The organism is Undibacterium paludis (genome assembly GCF_022568815.1).
Taxonomy (GTDB): Bacteria; Pseudomonadota; Gammaproteobacteria; order Burkholderiales; family Burkholderiaceae_D; genus Undibacterium.
Window position 1 is genome coordinate 1 of sequence record NZ_JAKZHX010000004.1, and the last position, 21,207, is coordinate 21,207.

19 protein-coding genes are annotated in these 21,207 nt (G+C 50.2%); 5 read left to right on the forward strand and 14 right to left on the reverse strand.

The genetic code is table 11. The features are described from left to right. The first annotated feature begins 355 nt into the window (after positions 1 to 355). Positions 356 to 1,963: an NAD(P)/FAD-dependent oxidoreductase gene (locus LZ463_RS08400; protein ID WP_241455173.1), complete on the forward strand. Its 1,608-nt coding sequence runs from the start codon at positions 356 to 358 to the stop codon at positions 1,961 to 1,963. A gap of 93 nt (positions 1,964 to 2,056) precedes the next feature. Here the strand turns inward: LZ463_RS08400 and LZ463_RS08405 are convergent, their stop codons facing one another. Continuing rightward, positions 2,057 to 2,884, reverse strand: a complete 828-nt coding sequence (locus tag LZ463_RS08405; protein ID WP_241455174.1) for an HDOD domain-containing protein — start codon at positions 2,882 to 2,884, stop codon at positions 2,057 to 2,059. 524 nt (positions 2,885 to 3,408) lie between these two features. Here LZ463_RS08405 and LZ463_RS08410 point away from each other — a divergent pair. Then, positions 3,409 to 3,894, forward strand: a complete 486-nt coding sequence (locus tag LZ463_RS08410) for a CinA family protein (protein WP_241455175.1) — start codon at positions 3,409 to 3,411, stop codon at positions 3,892 to 3,894. Between the two features lie 93 nt (positions 3,895 to 3,987). On the opposite strand, the gene LZ463_RS08415 is transcribed toward LZ463_RS08410, so the two are convergent. Further along, positions 3,988 to 4,548, reverse strand: coding sequence for a flagellar basal body-associated FliL family protein (locus LZ463_RS08415; RefSeq protein WP_241455176.1), 561 nt, complete (start codon positions 4,546 to 4,548; stop codon positions 3,988 to 3,990). A gap of 413 nt (positions 4,549 to 4,961) precedes the next feature. On the opposite strand from LZ463_RS08415, the gene LZ463_RS08420 reads away from it, so the two are divergent. Next, the gene (locus LZ463_RS08420; RefSeq protein ID WP_241455177.1) at positions 4,962 to 6,038 is read left to right on the forward strand and encodes an acyltransferase family protein; all 1,077 of its coding nucleotides are present in this window, start codon (positions 4,962 to 4,964) and stop codon (positions 6,036 to 6,038) included. 81 nt (positions 6,039 to 6,119) lie between these two features. On the opposite strand, the gene LZ463_RS08425 is transcribed toward LZ463_RS08420, so the two are convergent. The 10 genes from LZ463_RS08425 to LZ463_RS08470 form a co-directional block, all read right to left on the reverse strand. Then, complete coding sequence (locus tag LZ463_RS08425; protein WP_241455178.1) at positions 6,120 to 6,725, reverse strand: lysophospholipid acyltransferase family protein; 606 nt, start codon at positions 6,723 to 6,725, stop codon at positions 6,120 to 6,122. A gap of 223 nt (positions 6,726 to 6,948) precedes the next feature. Then, positions 6,949 to 7,560 (reverse strand): ParA family protein, encoded by a 612-nt coding sequence (locus LZ463_RS08430; protein WP_241455179.1) that lies wholly within the window; start codon positions 7,558 to 7,560, stop codon positions 6,949 to 6,951. 160 nt (positions 7,561 to 7,720) lie between these two features. Then, a complete protein-coding gene (locus tag LZ463_RS08435; protein ID WP_241455180.1) occupies positions 7,721 to 8,437 on the reverse strand; it encodes a pseudouridine synthase in 717 nt (238 codons plus the stop codon). 51 nt (positions 8,438 to 8,488) lie between these two features. Next, positions 8,489 to 10,426 carry a sensor histidine kinase gene (locus tag LZ463_RS08440; RefSeq protein WP_241455181.1) on the reverse strand — a complete coding sequence of 646 codons (1,938 nt, stop codon included), beginning with the start codon at positions 10,424 to 10,426 and terminating at the stop codon, positions 8,489 to 8,491. 81 nt (positions 10,427 to 10,507) lie between these two features. Then, positions 10,508 to 11,344 (reverse strand): substrate-binding periplasmic protein, encoded by an 837-nt coding sequence (locus tag LZ463_RS08445; RefSeq protein WP_241455182.1) that lies wholly within the window; start codon positions 11,342 to 11,344, stop codon positions 10,508 to 10,510. Between the two features lie 227 nt (positions 11,345 to 11,571). Beyond that, entirely contained in the window at positions 11,572 to 12,192 is a 621-nt protein-coding gene (locus LZ463_RS08450; protein ID WP_241455183.1) for an outer membrane lipoprotein, read from the reverse strand. Between the two features lie 193 nt (positions 12,193 to 12,385). Then, positions 12,386 to 13,579: an aminotransferase-like domain-containing protein gene (locus LZ463_RS08455; RefSeq protein WP_241455184.1), complete on the reverse strand. Its 1,194-nt coding sequence runs from the start codon at positions 13,577 to 13,579 to the stop codon at positions 12,386 to 12,388. Positions 13,580 to 13,631: 52 nt separating this feature from the next. Further along, entirely contained in the window at positions 13,632 to 14,090 is a 459-nt protein-coding gene (locus LZ463_RS08460; protein ID WP_241455185.1) for a RidA family protein, read from the reverse strand. A gap of 218 nt (positions 14,091 to 14,308) precedes the next feature. Further along, a complete protein-coding gene (locus LZ463_RS08465) occupies positions 14,309 to 15,226 on the reverse strand; it encodes a DMT family transporter (protein WP_241455186.1) in 918 nt (305 codons plus the stop codon). 35 nt (positions 15,227 to 15,261) lie between these two features. Then, complete coding sequence (locus LZ463_RS08470; protein WP_241455187.1) at positions 15,262 to 15,870, reverse strand: LysE family translocator; 609 nt, start codon at positions 15,868 to 15,870, stop codon at positions 15,262 to 15,264. 170 nt (positions 15,871 to 16,040) lie between these two features. Between LZ463_RS08470 and LZ463_RS08475 the strand changes: the two genes are divergently transcribed. Next, positions 16,041 to 17,462 (forward strand): aminotransferase-like domain-containing protein, encoded by a 1,422-nt coding sequence (locus tag LZ463_RS08475; protein WP_241455188.1) that lies wholly within the window; start codon positions 16,041 to 16,043, stop codon positions 17,460 to 17,462. A gap of 137 nt (positions 17,463 to 17,599) precedes the next feature. Here LZ463_RS08475 and leuE read toward each other — a convergent pair whose 3' ends face one another. Together leuE and LZ463_RS08485 are read right to left on the reverse strand one after the other, a co-directional pair. Then, complete coding sequence (gene leuE / locus LZ463_RS08480) at positions 17,600 to 18,286, reverse strand: leucine efflux protein LeuE (RefSeq protein WP_241455189.1); 687 nt, start codon at positions 18,284 to 18,286, stop codon at positions 17,600 to 17,602. A 45-nt stretch (positions 18,287 to 18,331) separates the two neighbouring features. Next, a complete protein-coding gene (locus LZ463_RS08485) occupies positions 18,332 to 19,423 on the reverse strand; it encodes a GGDEF domain-containing protein (protein WP_241455190.1) in 1,092 nt (363 codons plus the stop codon). A 317-nt stretch (positions 19,424 to 19,740) separates the two neighbouring features. Between LZ463_RS08485 and cysS the strand changes: the two genes are divergently transcribed. Next, positions 19,741 to 21,114 (forward strand): cysteine--tRNA ligase, encoded by a 1,374-nt coding sequence (gene cysS, locus LZ463_RS08490; protein ID WP_241455191.1) that lies wholly within the window; start codon positions 19,741 to 19,743, stop codon positions 21,112 to 21,114. Positions 21,115 to 21,207 lie beyond the last annotated feature (93 nt).

The following is a 21,207-nucleotide window of genomic DNA, read 5'->3' on the forward strand; positions in this document are numbered from 1 at the left end:
GGCTTCACGAAAATTATTTGATACGTTTATAAAAAGCAAAATATTAGTACAAGGTGCGCTTAATTCATCCTACGCCACCCGTATGTTATACCCAGTCTGATGATGATCAGTGTTGGACTACGACGAACCGCCTGACAAGGATGACTTGGAGTACGAACATGACTCAAGCCGAGTAACATAAAATTATTGACCTATTTTGCGCTTGTCTCCGGTTGATGAACCAAGCAAATACCTAACTTGAAACACATGCAGGTAAAATACCGGATTAATCAAATAAATAAGCAATACCAGAAGCGCCCTGCTTAAAACATATGCGGGCTATAGCGTTTTTTGTTGCTTCATCCGGACAGAATTTATGTTGCGCATTACCGATTTACAACTCCCTCTTGATCATACCGAAGCCGAACTGAAAGCTGCTGTACTGAAAGAATTGGGCATAACAGACAAAGAACTCATCAATTTCACTGTGTTTCGCCGCGGCTATGATGCGCGTAAAAAAACGGCGATTATCCTGATCTATACCATTGATGTAGAAACAACGGCAGATGCGACGCTGTTGAAGCGCCATAAAAACCACACCAAGATTTCAGAGACACCTGATACCAGCTATAAATTTGTCACCCACGCAGACAACCGCCCATTCAAGCGACCTGTAGTCATAGGCTTTGGCCCTTGCGGTCTGTTTGTCGCCTTGTTGCTGGCAGAGATGGGCTTCAAACCCCTGGTCCTCGAAAGGGGCAAGACAGTGCGCGAACGAACCAAGGACACCTGGGGCCTCTGGCGCAAACGTGAATTGCAGCCGGAATCCAACGTGCAATTTGGCGAAGGCGGTGCCGGTACATTTTCCGATGGCAAGCTATATAGTCAGATCAAAGACCCCAGACACTATGGTCGCAAGGTCTTGACCGAGTTCGTCAAAGCCGGGGCGCCAGAGGAAATCATGTATGTCAGCAAACCGCATATCGGTACCTTCCGCCTGGTGAAGATGATAGAGGAAATGCGCAATCATATCGAGGCGCTCGGCGGAGAAATCCGCTTCCAGCAAAAGGTGACCGATATAGATGTGGTTGATGGCCAGGTCAAAGGCGTGCATCTGAACAACAGCGAGTACATAGAAAGCAATCATGTGGTACTGGCGATAGGTCACAGCGCACGCGATACCTTCCAGATGATTGCTGACCGCGGCATCTATGTGGAAGCCAAGCCATTTTCCATAGGCTTCAGGGTAGAGCATCCGCAATCAGTAATCGACAAGGCGCGCTTTGGGCCGAATGCTGGCAACAAGATATTGGGCGCAGCCGATTACAAGCTGGTCCATCACGCTCAAAACGGCCGCTCTGTCTATAGCTTCTGCATGTGCCCTGGCGGCACTGTAGTCGCCGCCACCTCTGAGCCAGGTCGCGTCGTCACCAATGGCATGAGTCAGTACTCTCGCAATGAACGCAATGCCAACAGCGCCATCGTGGTCGGCATCACTCCCGCAGATTACCCTGGCAATCCATTGGCCGGCATAGATTTGCAGAGAAAGCTGGAAGAAAAAGCCTACGAAGTCGGTGGTGGCAATTACAATGCGCCAGGTCAGTTGATTGGCGATTTCCTGGCTGCGCGCCCATCAACACAACTGGGCACCGTAGAGCCATCCTACAAACCAGGTATCACCTTGTGCGATCTGGCGCAAACCCTGCCGGAGTTTGCCATCACAGCAATACGCGAAGCCCTGCCCGAATTTGACAAGAAGATCAAGGGCTTTGCCATGAAAGATGCGATACTGACCGGAGTAGAAACCCGTACTTCGTCACCGATACGCATCAAGCGCAACGATCATGATTTGCAAAGCCTGAATACACGGGGTTTGTTCCCTGCCGGTGAAGGCGCTGGTTACGCAGGTGGTATTTTGTCCGCTGCCGTGGATGGAATCAAAGTGGCTGAAGCCGTTGCACTCGATATTCAGGCAACAAGTTGAACGCGGTGATTTAGACTGACACGCTTGTGCTGCCAGCACAGTAATCAACACATCGAAATGAGGGGGCAAATATGATTCCCCCCTCTCCGCCAGCTACCCCAACAAATCTTCCAGCCCTGCCGTCAATTCACTGACAGGAGGCATTTCTTCGAGTATCACTTCTGTTTTCAGGCCTAGTTTTTTAGCGACATCTGCAGGGAAAGTGGCCTCTTGCTCTTCTTTCGTATAATGATTCTCTTCCCCCCTGGCATACCAGGAAGCCAGGTGTACCAAGCCTCCTATCCGGTCAAATTCTGTATGCTGCAAAGGTTCAGCACAAGCTTTGATGGCGACGCTAAATGCATCAGGGAAGCGCCAACGCTTGGCTAATTCAGCACCGACATCAAAAAAATCATAGCCGAATGAAGTATGCTCCACATCTGGCCGACGCACATCAAGCGGTCCGGCTATTTTGTCAACTTGCAGCATTTGTTCTGGCATGCCGGCATGCATCACTAATTGCCCTATTGCGTGCATCAGACCCACGGTAAACGCCAGGTCAGAATTGCATTTGGCTTTTTTTGCCAGCCACTTTGCCACTACAGCAGTATGCAGGCTGTAACGCCAGAACTGCTTAAGATCAACACCAGGCATCGCCTTGAATCCGCTGGTCAAACCGCTGCTGACAACCAGGGTACGGACAGTCATGAAGCCAAGCATCAAGACTGCATCGTCAACAGAAGCAACCGTTCTTGAAGCATGATAGTAGGAAGAGTTGGCAAGTCGCAACAGCTTTGCGCTGAGCACCTGATCAGCAGAAAGTTTTCTGGCAATTTCATCGATGGAGACATCATCGTTATTAAAGCTATCGATGACTTCCTGCACAACTTTGGGAATCGATGGCAAAGCATTTTGTTGCTGAAACAGTGTCTCGATTTTCACTGGGCATCTCCTTGGATGATGAGGATGCAAATAAACACACATCCCGTTTATTCAAAACTCCCACAAAACTGCCCAGGTCACCGGTCAATTTTCACGACCATCCACTTTACACTATACCTGGTCAATATTGCGTCAACCTATTATGTACGGAAATTGCTACGACAGTCAGCTAATAAAGCCCGCATTCATGAATGATACGGGTTGCTACCAAAAATCATACCCTGATATCCAAGTTTCAGGAATGATTTTTTGCTACCTGTATGCGCATAAAGGCATTGCCTGCTCAAACATGGGGTGCACTGTTTAAAAAAGCGGCCTTTATATTATCGCGCACACTCACAAAGACTGGTGGCCGTGAAGACTTGAACTGCCGTCGACAAGAAACACAAAGGACATCCATCACCCCGAAATTCATTCCTATTTCTTTGCTTCACTTATGGGCTGACATGATGGTAAAGTAGTTTCATGTACCCTTGGACAAGCAGGCTTGGGGTCATGTCAGAACAACGGACAGGAGATACATCATGCAAAACGCTCTAGAACTTGCCGCTCAGGTAGGGGCTGAACTGAAATCCAGAAAACTGATACTTGCCGTAGCCGAATCTTGCACTGGCGGTGGTGTTGCCCATGCCATTACAGAAATCGCCGGCTCCTCCGAGTGGTTCGACTGTGGCTTTGTCACCTATTCAAACTCATCCAAGACTGAATTGCTCGACATACCCGCTTCCCTGATCGCGCAGCATGGTGCTGTCAGTGAAGAAATCGCGGCCGCCATGGCACAAGGGGCTCTGGCCAATTCTGAGGCGCACTTGTCATTGTCAACAACAGGTATAGCCGGACCAAGCGGTGCAGTTCCGGGCAAACCTGTGGGTACGATTTGTTTTGGCTGGGTGACAGGTGGAATCACTCACACTGAAAGGCTGGTTTTTTCCGGAGACAGGCAATCCGTGCGCGAACAGACCGTGGTCCATGCATTGGATAAATTATTGAAATATATCAAAGAGTTATAAATATCAATCCGGCTTCAAACATCACAGATGGGGCAGCTTGAAGTTGCCCCATCTAGTTTAGGTTTAAGTTATTCGTTCCAGTGTACCTGCTTACTACTCTCGGTTCTGTATCAACAATTCATTGATCAGCACTGACTCAATTCTATCTGTCTTCAGCGCCTGGTTGAGCCCCGATTTGAATTGGGCTCTGACCGTATCAAAACCTTCTTCGCTATGCAAGTCATCTGGATCAACCTTTCCGATCTCTATCTGAAATATATCGGCCAGCAGCTTCTTGTTTTCAAATAGCCACTCCTGATCCTCGCTGCGAACCTGTACCGTGACTTGCATGCGTATCACCTGACCATTCAGGTTAACCACTTGCTGGGGCAACGTATAATAGCTAAGCCCTGCTGCATTACTGTTGACGCTTCGGATATAAAAGAAAATCGCCAGCAAGATTGCAAAACCAAATAGCACGATAATTGCAGCATATACAGCAAAACGGTCGCCACCGAGTTCTTCCTTGCTGGTTGTTTTTTTGGACGATTTTCTTTCCAGTGCTGGTCTTTGCGGCGAATAAGCAGGCGGCGAACTACTCCTGGCATTCATGCTCGGCTTTGCAACTGAACTTGAAGCGGTGGCATCAATTCCCAATTCTGCGTTCAGGGCCACATAGTCAGTCTTGGGCGGCTCACTACCATCTATGGATTCGAAATCCAGTTTCGAACTTAGTATGCTCGCCCTTGAGCTATCTTTAGACATGACTACCTCAACTTGCTGGCAAATAACAAAATGCTATGGCTTGAGTAAAATCAATACTTCAAGGAAATTTTTAAACAGCAAAAGCATAGCTTATATTTTACTCAGTTTCACAAAATGCTAAAGCAAGATACTTGCTCAAAAATGCGCTGCATTAATTAATAATTTAACATGCAGAAGGGTGTAACTTTCAAAACAACAACAAATGGAATATTGCCTGAATGGACATTTAATCCTGGTTATCCAACGCTTCGTTACAAACTAAGAGTGTATATCACTATTAAATTTCGCTATCATGACGGCATTTTCAGCATTAGTTTTAACGCATGTCAACTCTTACGTCCCCAAACTTCAGAAATCAGAGCATAGATAATATCAAGGGCGTCCTGATATTTCTGGTGGTCTTTGGTCACCTGATCGAAATCTATGTTGGGGACGACCATGTGCTACGTTCTGTCTGGATTTTCGTCTATTCCTTCCATATGCCCATGTTTGCCTTGATGTCTGGCATGTTCTCCAAGGCAAGTTTGGATGATAAAAATGTCAAGCAACTAATTGCTACTGTAGTCGTCCCCCTGTTAGGTTTTGAAATCATTTATGAAACAACAGAGTTTCTGCTGAAAGGCAATGCCAGCGTTTATGCCAACCTGATCGCGCCTTACTGGATGCTATGGTATCTGTTGAGCTTGCTGTGCTGGCGCCTCTTGTTACCTTTATTTGCACGCATGCAATTTGGGGTGGTATTTGCATTAGCCCTGTCCCTGATAGGCAACTACTCTGAACATGCCGGTTATTTTCTTGGCATCTCGCGGACTCTGGTGTTCTTCCCTTACTTCCTCCTTGGATGGAAACTGGGGCAAAGCAGCTTAACCATCAAAAAGAATGAACGCCTGATTGCCAGCACCCTCATTGTGATCGCGGCCTTTGTTGGATCCTTCTTGCTGAAAAGCGATTTTGACTACCGCTGGTTTTATGGCAGTTATTCCTTGCACAGACTGGAAATGGCCAATCTGACTGGCAGCATGTACCAGTTATTACAGTATGCTGCCTCAACCGTCATTGGCCTGTCGATCCTTTATCTACTGGCTCAGAAAGACTTAAAATTGGCCAGCATTGGCAGGCGCTCCTTATATGTGCTGTTATGGCACGGGATGGCATTGATCATTCTGCAGGAGACTGGCGTATTGCGTGCCATTTTCAAACATGACAATACTGTGGCACTGCTCATTTCCATCCTGGTTTCCATGGCGATCACCTGGGTCTGTGCTCATGAAAAGACCGAATGGCTGACCAAACGTATCATACTTAATCCCCTGGCCTGGCTGTTAATACCGCAAACCCCGCAAGCCCCAATACCAACAAATGCTGTGGCAGAAAATAAGGCTATTCAGCCTGAGCCATAAATAGCCTCATAAATAAACAAAAAGGCCAGCAGATTTGCTGGCCTTTTTGTTTATAGAGCGACTTTCAAAAATTCAATTTGCTCACTTGCCTCTGACTTGTATTTTTTCGCCATCAAATTGCTGAGGATTTTTACCAGAAATGCCGCAATAAAACTGGCGTATCTCCGCCATATCAGCCTCAATATCACCATTTAGCTGAAACATCTTGCCGATACCGCCAGCCTTACGTTTGAAATCCAGATAACCAAGGGCAATCGGCACACCCGCACCCTGGGCAATATAATAAAAACCGGTTTTCCAATGGGTGACCTTGCCGCGTGTGCCCTCGGGCGGCACAATCACGGTCAATCTTGGATTTGCATGAAAAGCATCGACCGTGCCTTGCACCAGATTGCCCGATTTGCTCCTGTCGACAGGAATCCCCCCCAACCAGCGCATCACATGCCCAAACACAGGGGGAAAAAGGCTGGCCTTACCCATCCAGTACACGCGCAAACGCAAGGCAAAACAAATCATCAAAGTCACGGGAAAATCCCAGTTACTGGTATGCGGTGCAGCAATCAGCACGTATTTCTGTTCAGTTGGTGTGATGCCTTCGACGCGCCAGCCTGACAGTCGTAGACACAGTAACGAGATCCAGCGCATGACAGTGTTGATGACCGGGGTTTCAAAAATGGTGAGGTGCATGCCGTAAGTCTTTGATAAGAAAAGAGAATTTTTGCTTCTCTTCAAGCAAGCGGCATTATAGTGAGCAGAGGCAACTAAAGAAATGGAATCTTGATTTTTTTTTCGTAATTTAACGAAAAACGCACAAAGCCAGGAACATCCTCCTCAGCAGAAAGAGATTCGTCTCAAGAAAATATACTATTTCTTGTCAAACTACTTATTATCCAGACGATTAAGATTAGTATTAAGATTGCACCCAGCGCAAAATGCCATCCCATTGCGGCAGGTCTTTTTCCACCCGGGATGGCGCAACATCCCACAGGGTCGCCCCATGTGCCGCCAGTTGTATGTAGTTTTGCGTATCACGCAGATACCCAAGCACTGGCAAGCCCAGTTGACCGACATAATGTTCCAACTGCTCTGCTGCACGGCTACGGCCGTTGACACGCATGCCCAATACGCCGACCTGGCAACCAGGTTTTTGCTGGAACAGGCTTTTCAGGAACTCTTCTGTCGCCAGGATATCGAAAATCGATGCTTGCAGAGGCACGATAATCTTATCAGCAGACTTCAACACCGCTTCGAGTTTGTTCCCCTTGAGACCGCCTGGTGTATCGAGGATGACATGGGTTGTACCCTTTGGAGCTTTCAGGATATGGCCGGCAGCCACATCCCATGCCTGAATTTGTGGCAGGTTTCCTGGACGCAAGGACAGCCATGTGCGCGAAGACTGCTGCACATCGACATCACCCAGCATTACCTTATGTCCTTTTGCAGCGAAGTAGCCCGCCAGATTGGTGGCGATCGTGCTTTTTCCAACCCCGCCTTTGGGATTCACAATTGCAATGACCGGCATGTCCGCTCCTTTTCTATCCCGTCCAAGATCACTGCACCCGACCACCCTGTCACTGGGAGGGCTGAGTACACACTCACATTTCAGATATTAAAAATGAAAACAATCAGACTGCCAATAGTTAAAAAACGTCAGAACAACATTCAACCTGCCAGATAATAGCTCAGGCAGGCACCAGCATGGCCAACTGCTGCTCCGAAAGATAACACCATTCGCCCTCTTCCAGCCCCAGCGATTCCAGCGTCAACTTTCCTATTGCAGTACGCTGCAAGGCAGCGCAATGATTGCCTGCCGCTGCCAACATGCGCTTGACCTGATGATACTTGCCTTGTTCCAGCACAATTTCTATCAGGTTCTCCTGCAACTTCTGGCAATGAACAGCCGCCAATGGTGCTGGTTCATCATGCAACTTGACACCGTGAAGCAGTAATTCGACCAATTCTTGTGTTACAGGCTCTGCAGTAGTCGCCTGATAGACCTTGGGCACATGCCGCTTGGGTGAAGATTGTGCATGGATAAACGGGCCGTCGTCCGACATCAGCAACATCCCTGTCGTATCATGATCCAGCCGCCCTACAGGTTGCACATCACGCCAGTTGAATTGTTCAGGCAGCAGGGTCAATACGCCGGGATGATGGCTGGGTTTTCGAGAGCACTCGAAATTAGCAGGTTTATTAAGCACTATATAGACCTGAGCGCGGTAATCCCAGTCTTCATCGAAAATCCTGAACTGCAGGCCCTCAGTCTCAAAGCTGTGCTTGGTGCTGCGTATGATTTCGCCATTCACACTGACCTCGCCATCCTCCACCAGGCCACGGCAATATTTTCGGGTACCAAATCCTTGCGATTGCAAGATTTTATCTAAGCTAAGTTTTGTCATGACGCGACTTTATCAGATATACAGTATGTACCGCTAGCCGCAGGCCTGGCCTCAATCGCTCATATGGCCTTCACTATCATTGAGTTTGGGCGCCAGCGGCAGGCTGATGATAAACCGGGTACCTTTTCCAAAATCACTTTCGACAGCAATATTACCGCCCAAAATCCCGGTAACCAGGTTATAGACGATGTTCAGACCCAGGCCGCTTCCCCCCTGCCCCAGGCGGGTGGTAAAAAATGGGTCAAAAATACGACTGAGATTGGTGTCAGGTATGCCTTTACCGTTGTCGCTGACCACCATCTCGACAAAATGTTCATCAACAATGCGCGCATTTATACTGACAGTACCGCGGAAATCACCCTCAAAACCATGAATAAAGGCATTGTTGATCAGATTGGTCAGTACCTGCCCCAGTGGGCCTGGATAACTGTCCATCAGCAATTTAGACGGAACCGTATGGATGACATCATGACGCGTCTTGCGTATGGTAGGCCCCATGGTCACAATCAATTCAGATAGCATTTCGTCGAGTGCAAATACACGCCGGTTGGCGCTGGTGCGGTCAACAGCAACCTGTTTGAAGCTGATGACCAGCTCCGACGCCTTGCTCAGATTGCGCAAAAGCAGGTCGGCTCCAGTTTTGGCATTTCTCAGGTATTCCTCAAGTACAGAACGGCGCAGGCCTTTTTCAAACTCATGCAAAACATCGTCAGTGTGTTGCGCCAGGGTACTGGCAACCGTTACGCTAGTACCTATGGGCGTGTTGAGTTCATGTGCTACGCCAGCCACCAGGGAACCCAGGGCAGCCATTTTCTCTGTCCTCAATAATTCCCTCTGTGCGCGCTGCAGATTTTCCAGAACCACGGTCAGTTCGCTGTTCGCGGCTTCCAGGGCCTGGGTACGCTCGGAAACCCTTCTTTCCAGTGTCGTGTTCATGTTGCGGATTTCCTGCTCATTCTGGCGCTTTTCGGTAATGTCTTCTTGGACAAGAATAATCAGGGGCTCATTGCCCAGTCGTATCATGCGCCCGGACACCTGGCAGAGAATAATTTTTTCCTGCTGCCCACATGTGAGCCAGGCTTCGTAATCATGAATCTCGCCGTCACGTTCGACTATGCGCAGGATTTCCAGAAAGTCTTCTTCATTACGCCACAATGCCTTTTGGGTTTCGGCATCCCCCAGGATTTCATCATGTGACCAGTAGAATTGCCTGACCCAGGCATCATTCACGTCTATCATGCTGTAATGCTGGGCCTTGCGTAATACCGTCATGGCCACGGGGGACGCCTGAAAAATGCCGGTAAATTTTTCTTCCGTTACTTTCAATGCCTGTTCCGCACGCAAACGCTCATTCAGTTCTTGCTGCAAGACAATATTTTGCTTCTCACGCTCTGTAATCAGGTGCCCCAGATTCAGGCGCATCTTGTCCAGTCCTTGCGCCAGATTGCCGATCTCATCCTGACGCAGCCATTCAAGTGCCTGATCAAGCTTGCCACGCGCCAGTCTTGCCGTCACCAGTTGCAATTCCTGTATGGGGCGAACTATGCGCCGCTCAAATAGCAACCAGATCAGAAAGAATGAAAATGCGACTTGAACCAGCAAGGCGGCACCGAGTTTAAGGAAGTCTGTCCACAATTCTTTTTCTATATGCTCAGTGGTCAGTTCCAGCATGATGCTGCCAATAACCTTGCTTTCCAGCAAAATCGGACGTTCTTCCCGTAGAAACCTGGCATCCGCTTTTTTGAGTTTGGAATTGCGGACAAAAATGGTCCTGGACTCATCCAACACTTCAACACTGACCACTTCGGGATTGCGCATCACTGCTTGTATGAACTGGTTGGCAACCGCTTTGTCCAGTGTCCAGACAGGGACAGCCAGTGCACGTGAAAGCATATCGGAATACTGCGACATAGGATTTCTGACACGCAATTGCAACTCACGCTCATAACGATCCTGAACCAGAAATCGCCCCAGAACAATCGCGGGCAACACGATTCCAACTACGACGCCAATAACCAGAATCTGTCGGAGAGAGAGTGTTCGCAATGGATGACCTGTTGTTTACAGCGGCTACTTCGATTGTTGTTTACGCCACAATTGTATATTTGCTGCGATCAGTTTATTCATCACGTTCTGTTTGTCCAGCTTATATACCGCTTTGGCGATGCGCCCCCGCATTTCCGGCGTATTGCAGGGTGATTTATGGGACAGCGTCAAATACAGATTTTCATTGGTAATCGGTGGTGTGACTGTTTTCAAGCCTGAAATATTCATCTTGGCGACATAGGCCAGGCCCGGGTCTTCTTCATAGATCAGATAGTCCGCACGCGACAGACTCAGCATTTTCAATGCCTGCTCCAGGCTGGGTACCATGGAAATTTTCAGGGACTCTTTGGCATAGCGATCAAACTCTTCACCGAAACTGTTATTGATGACCGTGACGCCCTGTTTGCCAACCAGGTCCGCCCATTTCTTGTAGGGTAAATTGACATTGCTTCGAGTCCAGATGACTGTACGGGTTTCACGAAAGGCAGGATAAAAATAATCCATGAATTCCAGCCTGGGCAGAGTAAAAAACGCTCCGGCAAGCAAATCCACCCGTCCCATTTTCGCCTCTTCCTGTACGCGTCCCCAAGGACCAACATATTTGATTTCTATGGGTACACCAATCTCCTTGGCCAGCAACTGCATCCATTCTGCATTGGCGCCTATCAGTCGATTCTCATCCTCAGGGTCACGCCACAAATAGGGGGGATATTCGGGGTTTCCTGTAGCCAACAAGCTCTTGCAGGATTCATTTGCCTTTGCAGATGAGCAAAGCGCAATCAAGGCCGTCAAAGTCAGCCAGCAGATAAACTGCAACGCGACATGGTTCAGGCGGATAGCTTTGCATGAATCAGGCTTCATAGCACGACCTTCTCAGCAAGATTGGGGGGGATGGACGCTTAAGTCTAACTGCTGAATTTAGGCTTGGCAAGAAACTAGTTGCGAAGGAGGAACGGTTTCCAAAAAGAAAATAATTACAACAATTGATGCGATCAAATGCACTTTTTATTTACCCGTAGTAAGCCGGAAAGCCCCGGGCTAAAGCGGAGTCAAATTCCCTTCGAGACCCGGTTCCGGCCAACAATTAATCAGCGCCTGATGACGGTATTACCACTGCTTCTAACGGCATCGCCGGCTGCCATGCCAGGGTCATGTTCAAATGCATAAGTATGCTTGTTACCATTCTCAAACTGTACGGTCACATTCCATACCTTGGTGGTTTTAACCTTTTTCTCTATCTTGTGTCCGGCATAGGCACCACCAGCTGCACCGGCAATGGTGGCCAGGTCGCGACCGCTGCCGCCGCCTACCTGATTACCCAATAAAGCGCCGGCGACCCCGCCGGCGATCACGCCCAGAGCGCCGCCCTCGCCTTCCTTGTCCGACACGTTGACAGCCAGCACCCGACCGCAATCAGGGCAGGCCGTTTCATTTTTTTGTGCAGCCGGCACAGCTGCCTGTTGCATATTCTGTTTTGCCGCAGCCAGAGCGGTATTGTATTCAGCTTTTGCATCACGCAGACATTGCATTCTTGCTGATGAGCTTGCTGCATCAGCGCAAAGCTTCTTGTCCTCATTGTAGCGTTGTGCTGCACGCTTGCTATCTTCTGCATAACGCTGTTTGGGTGTCAGGTTCTGGGCATATGCGCCGCTTACTGTAGTCAATATCAAACTGGCTATCAGCAGTTTTTTGCTCATTTTTTTGTTCATTTATAACTCCTCAATTCATTAGGGTATCGCCTTGCGAGACTTGCATATAGTAACGATGATGTACGAAATCTGGATGACCTAAATCACAATAGTTGACACTTCCATATTAGACCAATGCAAAGTCAAGGGCGGAAAACAATAAAAAAACCCGCCGATGGCGGGTTTGCTCAAACAATCAAACTGAACAGGCCGCTTACAATTTCGCCTTAATCAGCTTGCCCAGTTTTTCTATGCCTTCATTGATACGCTCAGGTGATACTGTCACAAAGGACAGACGCAAAGTATTTTTTGCCGGGTTATTGGCATAGAAAGGCCCGCCCGGAACAAAGGCGACGTTTTGCTGTATTGCTTCATCAAGCAATTGCTTGCTATCCATATGCTCAGGCAAAGTCACCCAGATGAACATACCGCCTTCAGGCCTGGTCCACTGAACGTTCGAAGGAAAATGCCTGCCCATGGCATCGAGCATGGCATTGCATTGTTTCGCGTACAAGCTACGTATGGTAGGAATATGCTCGGCCAGGAAACCATCCTTGATCACTTCATGGACGACCATCTGTGTCAACTGTGCCGTATGCAGGTCGGCCGCCTGTTTGGCCTGTTCCAGCTTGCGTATCAACGTGGCCGGGCCGACGACATAACCAAGGCGTATGCCCGGTGTCAGCACTTTGGAAAATGACCCCATATAAATGACGCCGCCCGGATTCATGTTTAGCATCTTGGGCAACGGCTCACCGCTGTAGCACAGGTCACCATATGGATTGTCCTCGATCAGCGGAATACCCATGCGGGCGCAAGTGTCCACCAGTTCATAACGGCGTTCGACTGACAATGTGCGGCCAGTCGGGTTCTGGAAATTTGGCAAGGCATACATCAGTCGTGCTCCTGCACCTTTGGCTGCCACCGATGTCGGTACCAGGCCATGGTCATCCGTATCAACAGATTCAAATACAGGTCGATAGACAGAAAACGCCTGCAAGGCGCCAAGATAGCTTGGCGTTTCTACCAGGACCTTGCTGCCTTCATCAACCAGTACCTTGCCTATCAGGTCCAGTCCTTGCTGTGAGCCCGATACCATCATTACTTGGTCTGGCAGGACTTTGCAATCGGCAGTCGACAGCGAATCCGCCAGAAATTCACGCAAAGGTGCGTAGCCATCCGTAGGACCATATTGCAAGGCTGACTTGCCTTGTTGCGACAACACCTTGTCAAATGCTGCCCGCATGCGTTCGACCGGGAAAGTTTCAGGCGATGGCAATCCACCAGCAAATGAAATGACTTCAGGACGCATGGTCACTTTTAGAATTTCCCTGATGGCCGAGCTTTGCAACTGCTCTGCGCGTTCAGAAAATTGCCATTGTATGGGATTGGGATTCTCAAGTTTCATGCTGTCATCTCACTGTCTGGATTGCCATCTTTACTGGCAACTGTTTATAAAATCAAGCGATCTCGGCGATCATTTCAATTTCTACACAAGCTCCCAAAGGGATTTGGGCGACGCCAAAGGCCGAACGGGCATGCTTGCCTTGCTCGCCAAAAATTTCACCGATCAGTTCAGATGCGCCATTTGTCACCAGGTGTTGTTCCGTGAAGTCAGGTGTGGAATTGACCAGGCTCATGACTTTGACTATGCGCTTGACGCGATTCAGGTCGCCACCGCAAGCAGCTTGCAAGGTAGCAATCATATCGATGGCAACAGCACGCGCCGCAGCTTTGCCTTCTTCTGTAGAGATATTCTTGCCCAGTTGTCCCACCCATGGCTTACCGTCTTTTTTGGCAATATGACCAGACAGGAAAACGGTATTACCGGTTTGTGCATACATTACGTAAGCGGCCGCAGGTGTTGCTACGGCAGGCAATTCTATGTTCAAGGCTTGTAGCTTTTCGTAAAATGACATGTCTATTTTCCAGAGAGTTGGCGCACCAGCCCTCACTGATACACCTGATTTTTAAAATAAAATTATTGTTGTTATTTGCTCTTGACCAAGCAATTCAAAACACTTCACCGGCAACAGGGTTGTCCATGTACCTGCATACCAGCCCTCTATTGTAAGCCCCCAGGCAGACGATTAACACCCCTAAACGCGCTACTCACGATTGATAATATTTGGTTACGTCAGGCTTTGACCGTCTTGGCTACTTTGTCCGTACTGTTCGTATCGGGCCGCTTGATATTCATACGCCGCCCCAAAGCGACCACGGCAAGCACTGCAATAGCAAACAGGATTTCTACTGTATTCAGAGTTTCACCCAATATCAGGGCTGCCCCCAGCAAGCTCATAAAAGGTTGCAATAACTGCACCTGACCGACGCGGGCAATACCACCCGTCGCCAGTGCCTTGTACCAAAAGAAAAAACCGATAAACATTGAAAATACCGATACATAGGCAAACCCAGCCCAGGCCCGGACAGATGCCTCTATGCCGTAATGCCAGCCCAGCCAGACAGTAATTGGTAGCAGGACAGGCAAACTTAACAACAGAGCCCAGCAGATTACTTGCTGGCCACCCATGCTTTGCGACAGCCGACCACCTTCTGCATAACCCATGGCAGCAGCCAATACCGCCACCAGCAAGGCCAGGTCGGCCAACTGGAAAGAGCCGCCCCCCTGTATCAGGGCAAAGGCAATCACCAGAACGCTACCGAGCACAGCCATCAGCCAAAACCCTGGCGACGGGCTTTCATCAAAGCGCAAGGCTGCAAACATGGCGGTTGCCAGTGGCAATATCCCCAGCACGATAGCACCATGGGCCGCCGGTACATATGCCATGGCAACGGAGGTAAACAGGGGAAAACCCAGCACGACACCAGACGCGGTAATCAGCAAAGGCCTGATTTGTTCACGCGTGGGCAAGCTGGTCTTCTGCATCCATAGCAAAACTGCAGAACAGCAGGCCGCCACCACCGCACGACCAAGCGCAACAAAAACCGGATTCAGTTCAGCCACCGCCATACGGGTGAATGGCAAGGTCAGGCTGAAGATGGCAACACCGATCACACCCAGCAACATGCCCTGGTTTTCTTTTGCACTCATCAATACCCCTTTATTGTCATTTATCAACACATGATCTATGCGGTAATCAGCATGGGATACAGTGATAAAACCAGCAGCAAAGCCATGGCGTAGTTGAAGATACGCAAATTACGCTCTACCTTCAGCAAATGCCTGACCCTGGCGCCGCACAGGGCCCACATGCCGACACTGGGTAAATTGATCAGGCCAAATACACCGGCAGCCAGGGCCACGACCAGTACACCCCCGGTTGCAGGCACATAGGTGCTGAATGCACCAAGCGCCATCACCCAGGCCTTGGGATTGATCCACTGGAAGGCAGCTGCATTCAAAAAACTCATGGGGACAGCTTTCTGCACAGTCTGGCTGCTGCTGTCAATCGGCCCTGAATTGGCAATCTTCCAGGCCAGATACAGCAAATAGGCAGCACCGCCCCATTTCAGCAAACTGTAAAGCCAGGGAAAGACATTGAACAAACCTGCCAGGCCAACACCCACTGCCAATACCATCAGGGCAAAACCTATGCTGATACCTAGCATATGTGGCAAGGTTGCACGAAAGCCAAAATTAACACCCGAAGCCAGCAACATCAGGTTATTGGGGCCAGGGGTAATCGAAGACACCATGGCAAACAAGGCAAAAGCCATCAGGGTATCAAGTGGCATGCAGGCCTCCTGCTAACGCAAACATCCTTGTTTGTTGCATGTTGATTCTCCGTTTCTGCATAAGTGTTTGTGCTATCCTAAACGCAAAAACCGATACAGTACCAATACACTACAAACGATAATATTCGTACTGTAACGGCCACTTCCCCATTACAGGCTGGAGACCATGCATGCTGACACCCACTTTCTATATCTCACGCGATTCCGGCGGTTCGCTGGTAGAGCAAATCGTCAATGCCGTTGCCAATCGCATTGACGACAAGCTGTTGAGAACGGGGGCGCGCATGCCGTCGATACGGCAATTTGCGGACGAACAGGAAGTTTCCCGCTTCACCGTGGTCGAAGCCTATGACAGGCTGGTTGCCAAGGGTTATCTGGAATCACGTCGTGGCGCCGGTTTTTTTGTCCGTGAGCGCGCCTCAATGATCAATAGCATACCGAATACATTGCAGGTGGTGCCAGCCAGCCAGCAACTCGATGTCGTGTGGCTGGTACGCAATATGTTCCGTCAGTTGCCACCACAAAAAATGCCTGGTTCCGGCGTTTTGCCACATGACTGGCTCGATGGCGAGCTGGTAGCGAATGGCTTGCGCGCCATCAGCCGGTTAAACCAGAACCTGCTGTTGCACTATGGCACCCAGCAAGGTTTTCTGCCCTTGCGCCAACAATTGCAATTGAAGCTGGCTGAGTTTGAAATCGCCGCCGCGCCCGAGCAAATCGTCATGACCAGCGGCGTCACCCAGGCACTGGACCTGGTAGCGCGTGAATTTACCCAACCAGGCGATACTATCTTTGTCGACGACCCTGCCTGGTTCCTGATGTTTGGCTCGTTTGCCATACTCGGCACCAAGGTCATAGGCATCCCACGTCTGCACGATGGGCCAGACGTGGCCAAGCTCGCCGAACTGGCGGCTCTGCACAAACCCAAACTGTACATCATCAATTCGGTCCTGCATAACCCGACCTCAACTTCGCTCTCAGCCGCCAAAGCCTTCCAGGTCCTGAAAGCAGCCGAAGAGCATGATTTCATGATCGTCGAAGATGATGTGTATTGTGATATGCATCCTGGCCCGGCAGTACAGGCTGCCACCCGCATCGCTGCGCTTGACCAGTTACACAGAGTCATTTACCTGGGCGGCTTCTCAAAAACCCTGGCTGCCAACCTGCGCGTCGGCTTTATCGCTACCTCACCAGAGCTGGCGGTACGCCTGGCTGACAGAAAAATGCTGTCCACCCTGACCACGACGGAGATCGGGGAACGAGTCGTCTACAAGATCTTGTCCGAAGGACATTATCGCAAGCATGTAGACCGTATCCGCGTCAAACTTGACGGTGTACGCGATAACATCACCAAGCGCCTGGAACAGCAAGGCATGAAGGTCGATTACCGCACACCCGCCGGCATGTTCCTGTGGACGGAGACCGGTTGTGACACCAACAAGCTGACCGAAAAAGCCATGGAGCAAGGCTACCTGCTGGCGCCGGGCAGTCTTTTCTCGCCAAACCAGCTGCCATCGACCAAGATGCGCATCAATATTGCAGCCATGTCTGATCCAGGAGTCTGGGAATTTTTGAAGCGTGAGATAGTGTAAGACTGCTTAAAACTGCAAGACCCAAAAGCTCACCACAGAGGCACGGAGACACAGAGCGGCACAGAGTTTTTTGAAGGGAATGAGAGAGTATTGGCGAAAACGGCTTTAGGTAGGCCTGATTTTTCGCCACATAATACTTAATGCAAACTCGCATTGGCCAGCTTGACGCCAAACCAGACAAACAGGCTGCCCACGCCACTTGACAGGCTGGCAGACAAACGGCGACGCTGGCTGAAGTTGCGTGCCAGGCGGGCGCCGAGAAAAATCAGTACAGTCAGGTACAACCAGCTAAACGTCATCACCACCGCACTGAGTATCAGGAAAGGAATGGCTGGCGTAGGGTAAGTCGGATCGATAAACTGCACAAAGAAAGACAGCAGGAACAAGATCGCCTTGGGATTCAGCAGACTGATCACCAGTGCGCGTTTGAAAGGGTTTTGCATGTTGACGGCAGCAGCTTGCTCTTCTTGCCGAACTGTCGTCTTGTTACGCCATTTTTGTATGGCAGCCCAGATCAGGTTGACACCAACCCAGGCCAGGTAAGCTGCACCGGCATATTTAACAACCATGAAGAGGGCAGGATAAGTGCGCAGGATGCCTGCGGCACCAAGAGCGGTGAGCATGAGCAAAACACTGTCACCGACAAAGATGCCGAATGCGCCCTTATAACCTTCGCGCACACCACGCGCCGTGGCAACGGCCAGCACATACAAGGAATTGGGGCCAGGCAGCAGGATAATACCCAGCGCCCCCAGTACATAAGTCCATAAATCAGTCACACCATAAAAACTCATTTTTTCACCCAACAGTCTTATCAATAACATTCAAGCAATGCCCCGCCCGCCTTTGCATGTCAAGGCAGTCACTTTTTATACGGGTACAGCCTGAAGATTACCAGTTTGTCTGACATCCTGCTCGGCACTGTCCAAACCTTCACCCGCCCGGCGCAACAGGGACAGGGCTGTGTCACCTTCACGCAGAGTGGCAGTGCGCACACTGGCGCTGACTTTCATTTCCTGGCCAGACACAGAGATGGGCATGGCCAGCACAGTAGCACGGGTGCGATCGGCAATCCTGCCGGCATCTTCAGCCGATGCCTCCGGCAGCAGCACACAAAACTCTTCCCCGCTATAGCGGGCAATACAGTCGTAAGAACGCATGGCGCGTTTGACGCGACGGCTGACCTCGACCAGGATCACGTCGCCTACCTGTGGGCCATGGGTATCATTGATATGCTTGAAATCATCCAGATCAAGCACGAGTACGGATAATTGCTTGCCCATGCGCAGATGACGCTGCAACTCCACGTCCGAAATGCGCATGAATTCACGCCAGTTGGCAACGCCGGTCACCGGGTCGATGCTGGCCTGTCTTTCCAGTTCCTGCTCAGCACTCAGTAATTTACGGCGATAGCGATGGACGTAGCTGGCAATTGCATTGCCGGTAATGGCCATGGCAGGCAAGATCAAAACCACGCTGGCCCCCTGCGAAAAAGTCGGCGCCTGCTTGAATAACACCAGCACGCAGGAGGCGGCCACAAAACTGAACAAGGGAATACGAACCAGATTCAGGTTCAAAGGCATACTGATAAAAGCCATCAATACCAGCCAGGCATCGACCATATAATGACCAAAATAATCGGGCGGCAGGCAGGCATTGCTGATGAATTGCATGCCCAGCACCATCGTGATCCAGTTAAAAGCATAGCGGTCCAGCCTGGGGACATTTTCGACCGTCGCATACTGCCTGATCAGCCACATGGAATAAGCCCACACCAGCAGACGCATCGACAGCAATGCGGCCAAAGGCCAGGCCAGTTCATGGAACAACACGTCGACCAGGGCCAGGGGCAAAAACGCCCAGAGCATGATGCGTACCACCCGTCTTAATTGCGCCCTGTCCTGCTTGACGTATTGCGAACGATAATTCTCTTCACTGACATCTTTATAATTCGTTTGCATTCTTGCACCGTTTTATTTTTTGGCAGTCGCTTGCCATCTTTGCCACGGCAATTTTGGCTGTCCATGCATATCTATGCTACATTCTTGTCCTGAACCAAAAATCTCAGAATTTATTATATGCCTCTGATGAACAACTACCACGCTGAAAACAGCCCAGGCTTCCAGCCTGAGTCCGGCATGGCTACGTCCGTTCATACCAGCAAATTCAGCGCAAACCCGCACTGTTGTTGAGTTTGACCATTCCAGCGCAGAGCTGACTGGCTCAATTTTGCGAAGCAAGGCTTAACAATCTTTCACTTTCATTTCTTTACATCACGATGGACATACTTCTCTATGACAATTGGGAACGCCGCCTGCGCCCCTTCAGCCCCCTGAACAAAGACTGGGTTGGCCTGTACTGCTGCGGCCCGACCGTGTATGACTATGCTCACATCGGCAATCTGCGCACCTATTTGTTCGAAGACTTGCTGCGCCGTGTACTCGAATGGAATGGCTATCAGGTACGCCACGTCATCAACATCACCGATGTAGGCCATCTGGTCTCTGACGGTGATGATGGCGAAGACAAGATGGAAAAAGGCAGCCGCAAGGCCGGTGAATCTGCCTGGCAGATTGCCGACCGTTTTACCGCCGCCTTCAAGGACGACCTTAACCGTCTACATGTGCTGGAACCGGCCATATGGTGCAAGGCCACCGATCACATCGCCGAGCAGATAGACTTTATCGCCACCATAGAAAAAAATGGCTATACCTATCGTACCAGCGACGGCATTTATTTTGATACCAGCAAGCAGGATGACTATGGCTTTCTGGCGCGTATCAAACGTGACGCCATCAAGGCCGGCAGCCGTGTAGAACTAGGCGAAAAACTGCATGCCACCGACTTTGCGCTGTGGAAGTTCAGTCCCCCGGACGAGCAACGCCAGATGGAATGGGATAGCCCCTGGGGCCGCGGCTTCCCTGGCTGGCATATAGAGTGCTCGGCCATGTCGGCCAAGTACCTGACGCCATGGTTTGATATCCATTGCGGTGGTGAAGATCATATTGCCATTCACCACAGCAACGAGATTGCACAGAACCAGGCATGCCACGGCACCCGTCTGGCCAATTTCTGGATGCATGGCTATTTCTTGCAAATCGATTCTGGCAAGATGTCCAAGTCCAGCGGTGAATTCCTGCGCCTGCAAACCCTGCTGGACCAAAACATAGACCCGCTGGCTTACCGCTACCTGTGCCTGACTGCGCACTATCGCAGCCAGATGCAGTTCAGCTTTGAAGCCCTGCTGTCTGCACAAACTGCCCTGCAGCGTTTGCGTGAAACGTATCATGCCTGGCCGGAAGGTGGCAGCATCAATGCAGAATTCCGCGAGAAATTCAGCACCTTCGTCAATGAAGACCTGAATGTGCCGCGTGCACTGGCATTGACCTGGGAAATGCTGAAAGCCGACCTGCCTGACGCTGATAAAAAAGCCACCCTGACTGAATTCGATAAGGTATTTGGCCTGGGCCTGGCACAATGGCAACCAGCCGTATTGGCGATACCTGCAGAAGTGCAGGACCTGGCAGAACAACGCCAGGCAGCACGCAAGGCCAAGAACTGGGCCGAAGCCGACCGTCTGCGCGGCGCCTTGCATGCCCTCGGTTATGAAGTTGAAGACAAGGCCGACGGCATGCAAATCAAGGCATTGTAATCAAGGCCGCAATTCGCAATTGATACTTGCCAGTTTTTTGTTGGGGGGGGAGCGCGGCTCTCCCCTTCTTTTATTCAATTCAGCATTAAGGAA

Coding starts and splice junctions, on each gene's coding strand:
- LZ463_RS08400 (WP_241455173.1), top strand. CDS start 356: ATGTTGCGCATTACCGATTTACAACTCCCTCTTGATCATACCGAAGCC.
- LZ463_RS08410 (WP_241455175.1), top strand. CDS start 3,409: ATGCAAAACGCTCTAGAACTTGCCGCTCAGGTAGGGGCTGAACTGAAA.
- LZ463_RS08420 (WP_241455177.1), top strand. CDS start 4,962: ATGTCAACTCTTACGTCCCCAAACTTCAGAAATCAGAGCATAGATAAT.
- LZ463_RS08425 (WP_241455178.1), bottom strand. CDS start 6,725: ATGCACCTCACCATTTTTGAAACCCCGGTCATCAACACTGTCATGCGC.
- LZ463_RS08430 (WP_241455179.1), bottom strand. CDS start 7,560: ATGCCGGTCATTGCAATTGTGAATCCCAAAGGCGGGGTTGGAAAAAGC.
- LZ463_RS08435 (WP_241455180.1), bottom strand. CDS start 8,437: ATGACAAAACTTAGCTTAGATAAAATCTTGCAATCGCAAGGATTTGGT.
- LZ463_RS08445 (WP_241455182.1), bottom strand. CDS start 11,344: ATGAAGCCTGATTCATGCAAAGCTATCCGCCTGAACCATGTCGCGTTG.
- LZ463_RS08450 (WP_241455183.1), bottom strand. CDS start 12,192: ATGAACAAAAAAATGAGCAAAAAACTGCTGATAGCCAGTTTGATATTG.
- LZ463_RS08455 (WP_241455184.1), bottom strand. CDS start 13,579: ATGAAACTTGAGAATCCCAATCCCATACAATGGCAATTTTCTGAACGC.
- LZ463_RS08460 (WP_241455185.1), bottom strand. CDS start 14,090: ATGTCATTTTACGAAAAGCTACAAGCCTTGAACATAGAATTGCCTGCC.
- LZ463_RS08465 (WP_241455186.1), bottom strand. CDS start 15,226: ATGAGTGCAAAAGAAAACCAGGGCATGTTGCTGGGTGTGATCGGTGTT.
- LZ463_RS08470 (WP_241455187.1), bottom strand. CDS start 15,870: ATGCCACTTGATACCCTGATGGCTTTTGCCTTGTTTGCCATGGTGTCT.
- LZ463_RS08475 (WP_241455188.1), top strand. CDS start 16,041: ATGCTGACACCCACTTTCTATATCTCACGCGATTCCGGCGGTTCGCTG.
- leuE (WP_241455189.1), bottom strand. CDS start 18,286: ATGTTATTGATAAGACTGTTGGGTGAAAAAATGAGTTTTTATGGTGTG.
- LZ463_RS08485 (WP_241455190.1), bottom strand. CDS start 19,423: ATGCAAACGAATTATAAAGATGTCAGTGAAGAGAATTATCGTTCGCAA.
- cysS (WP_241455191.1), top strand. CDS start 19,741: ATGGACATACTTCTCTATGACAATTGGGAACGCCGCCTGCGCCCCTTC.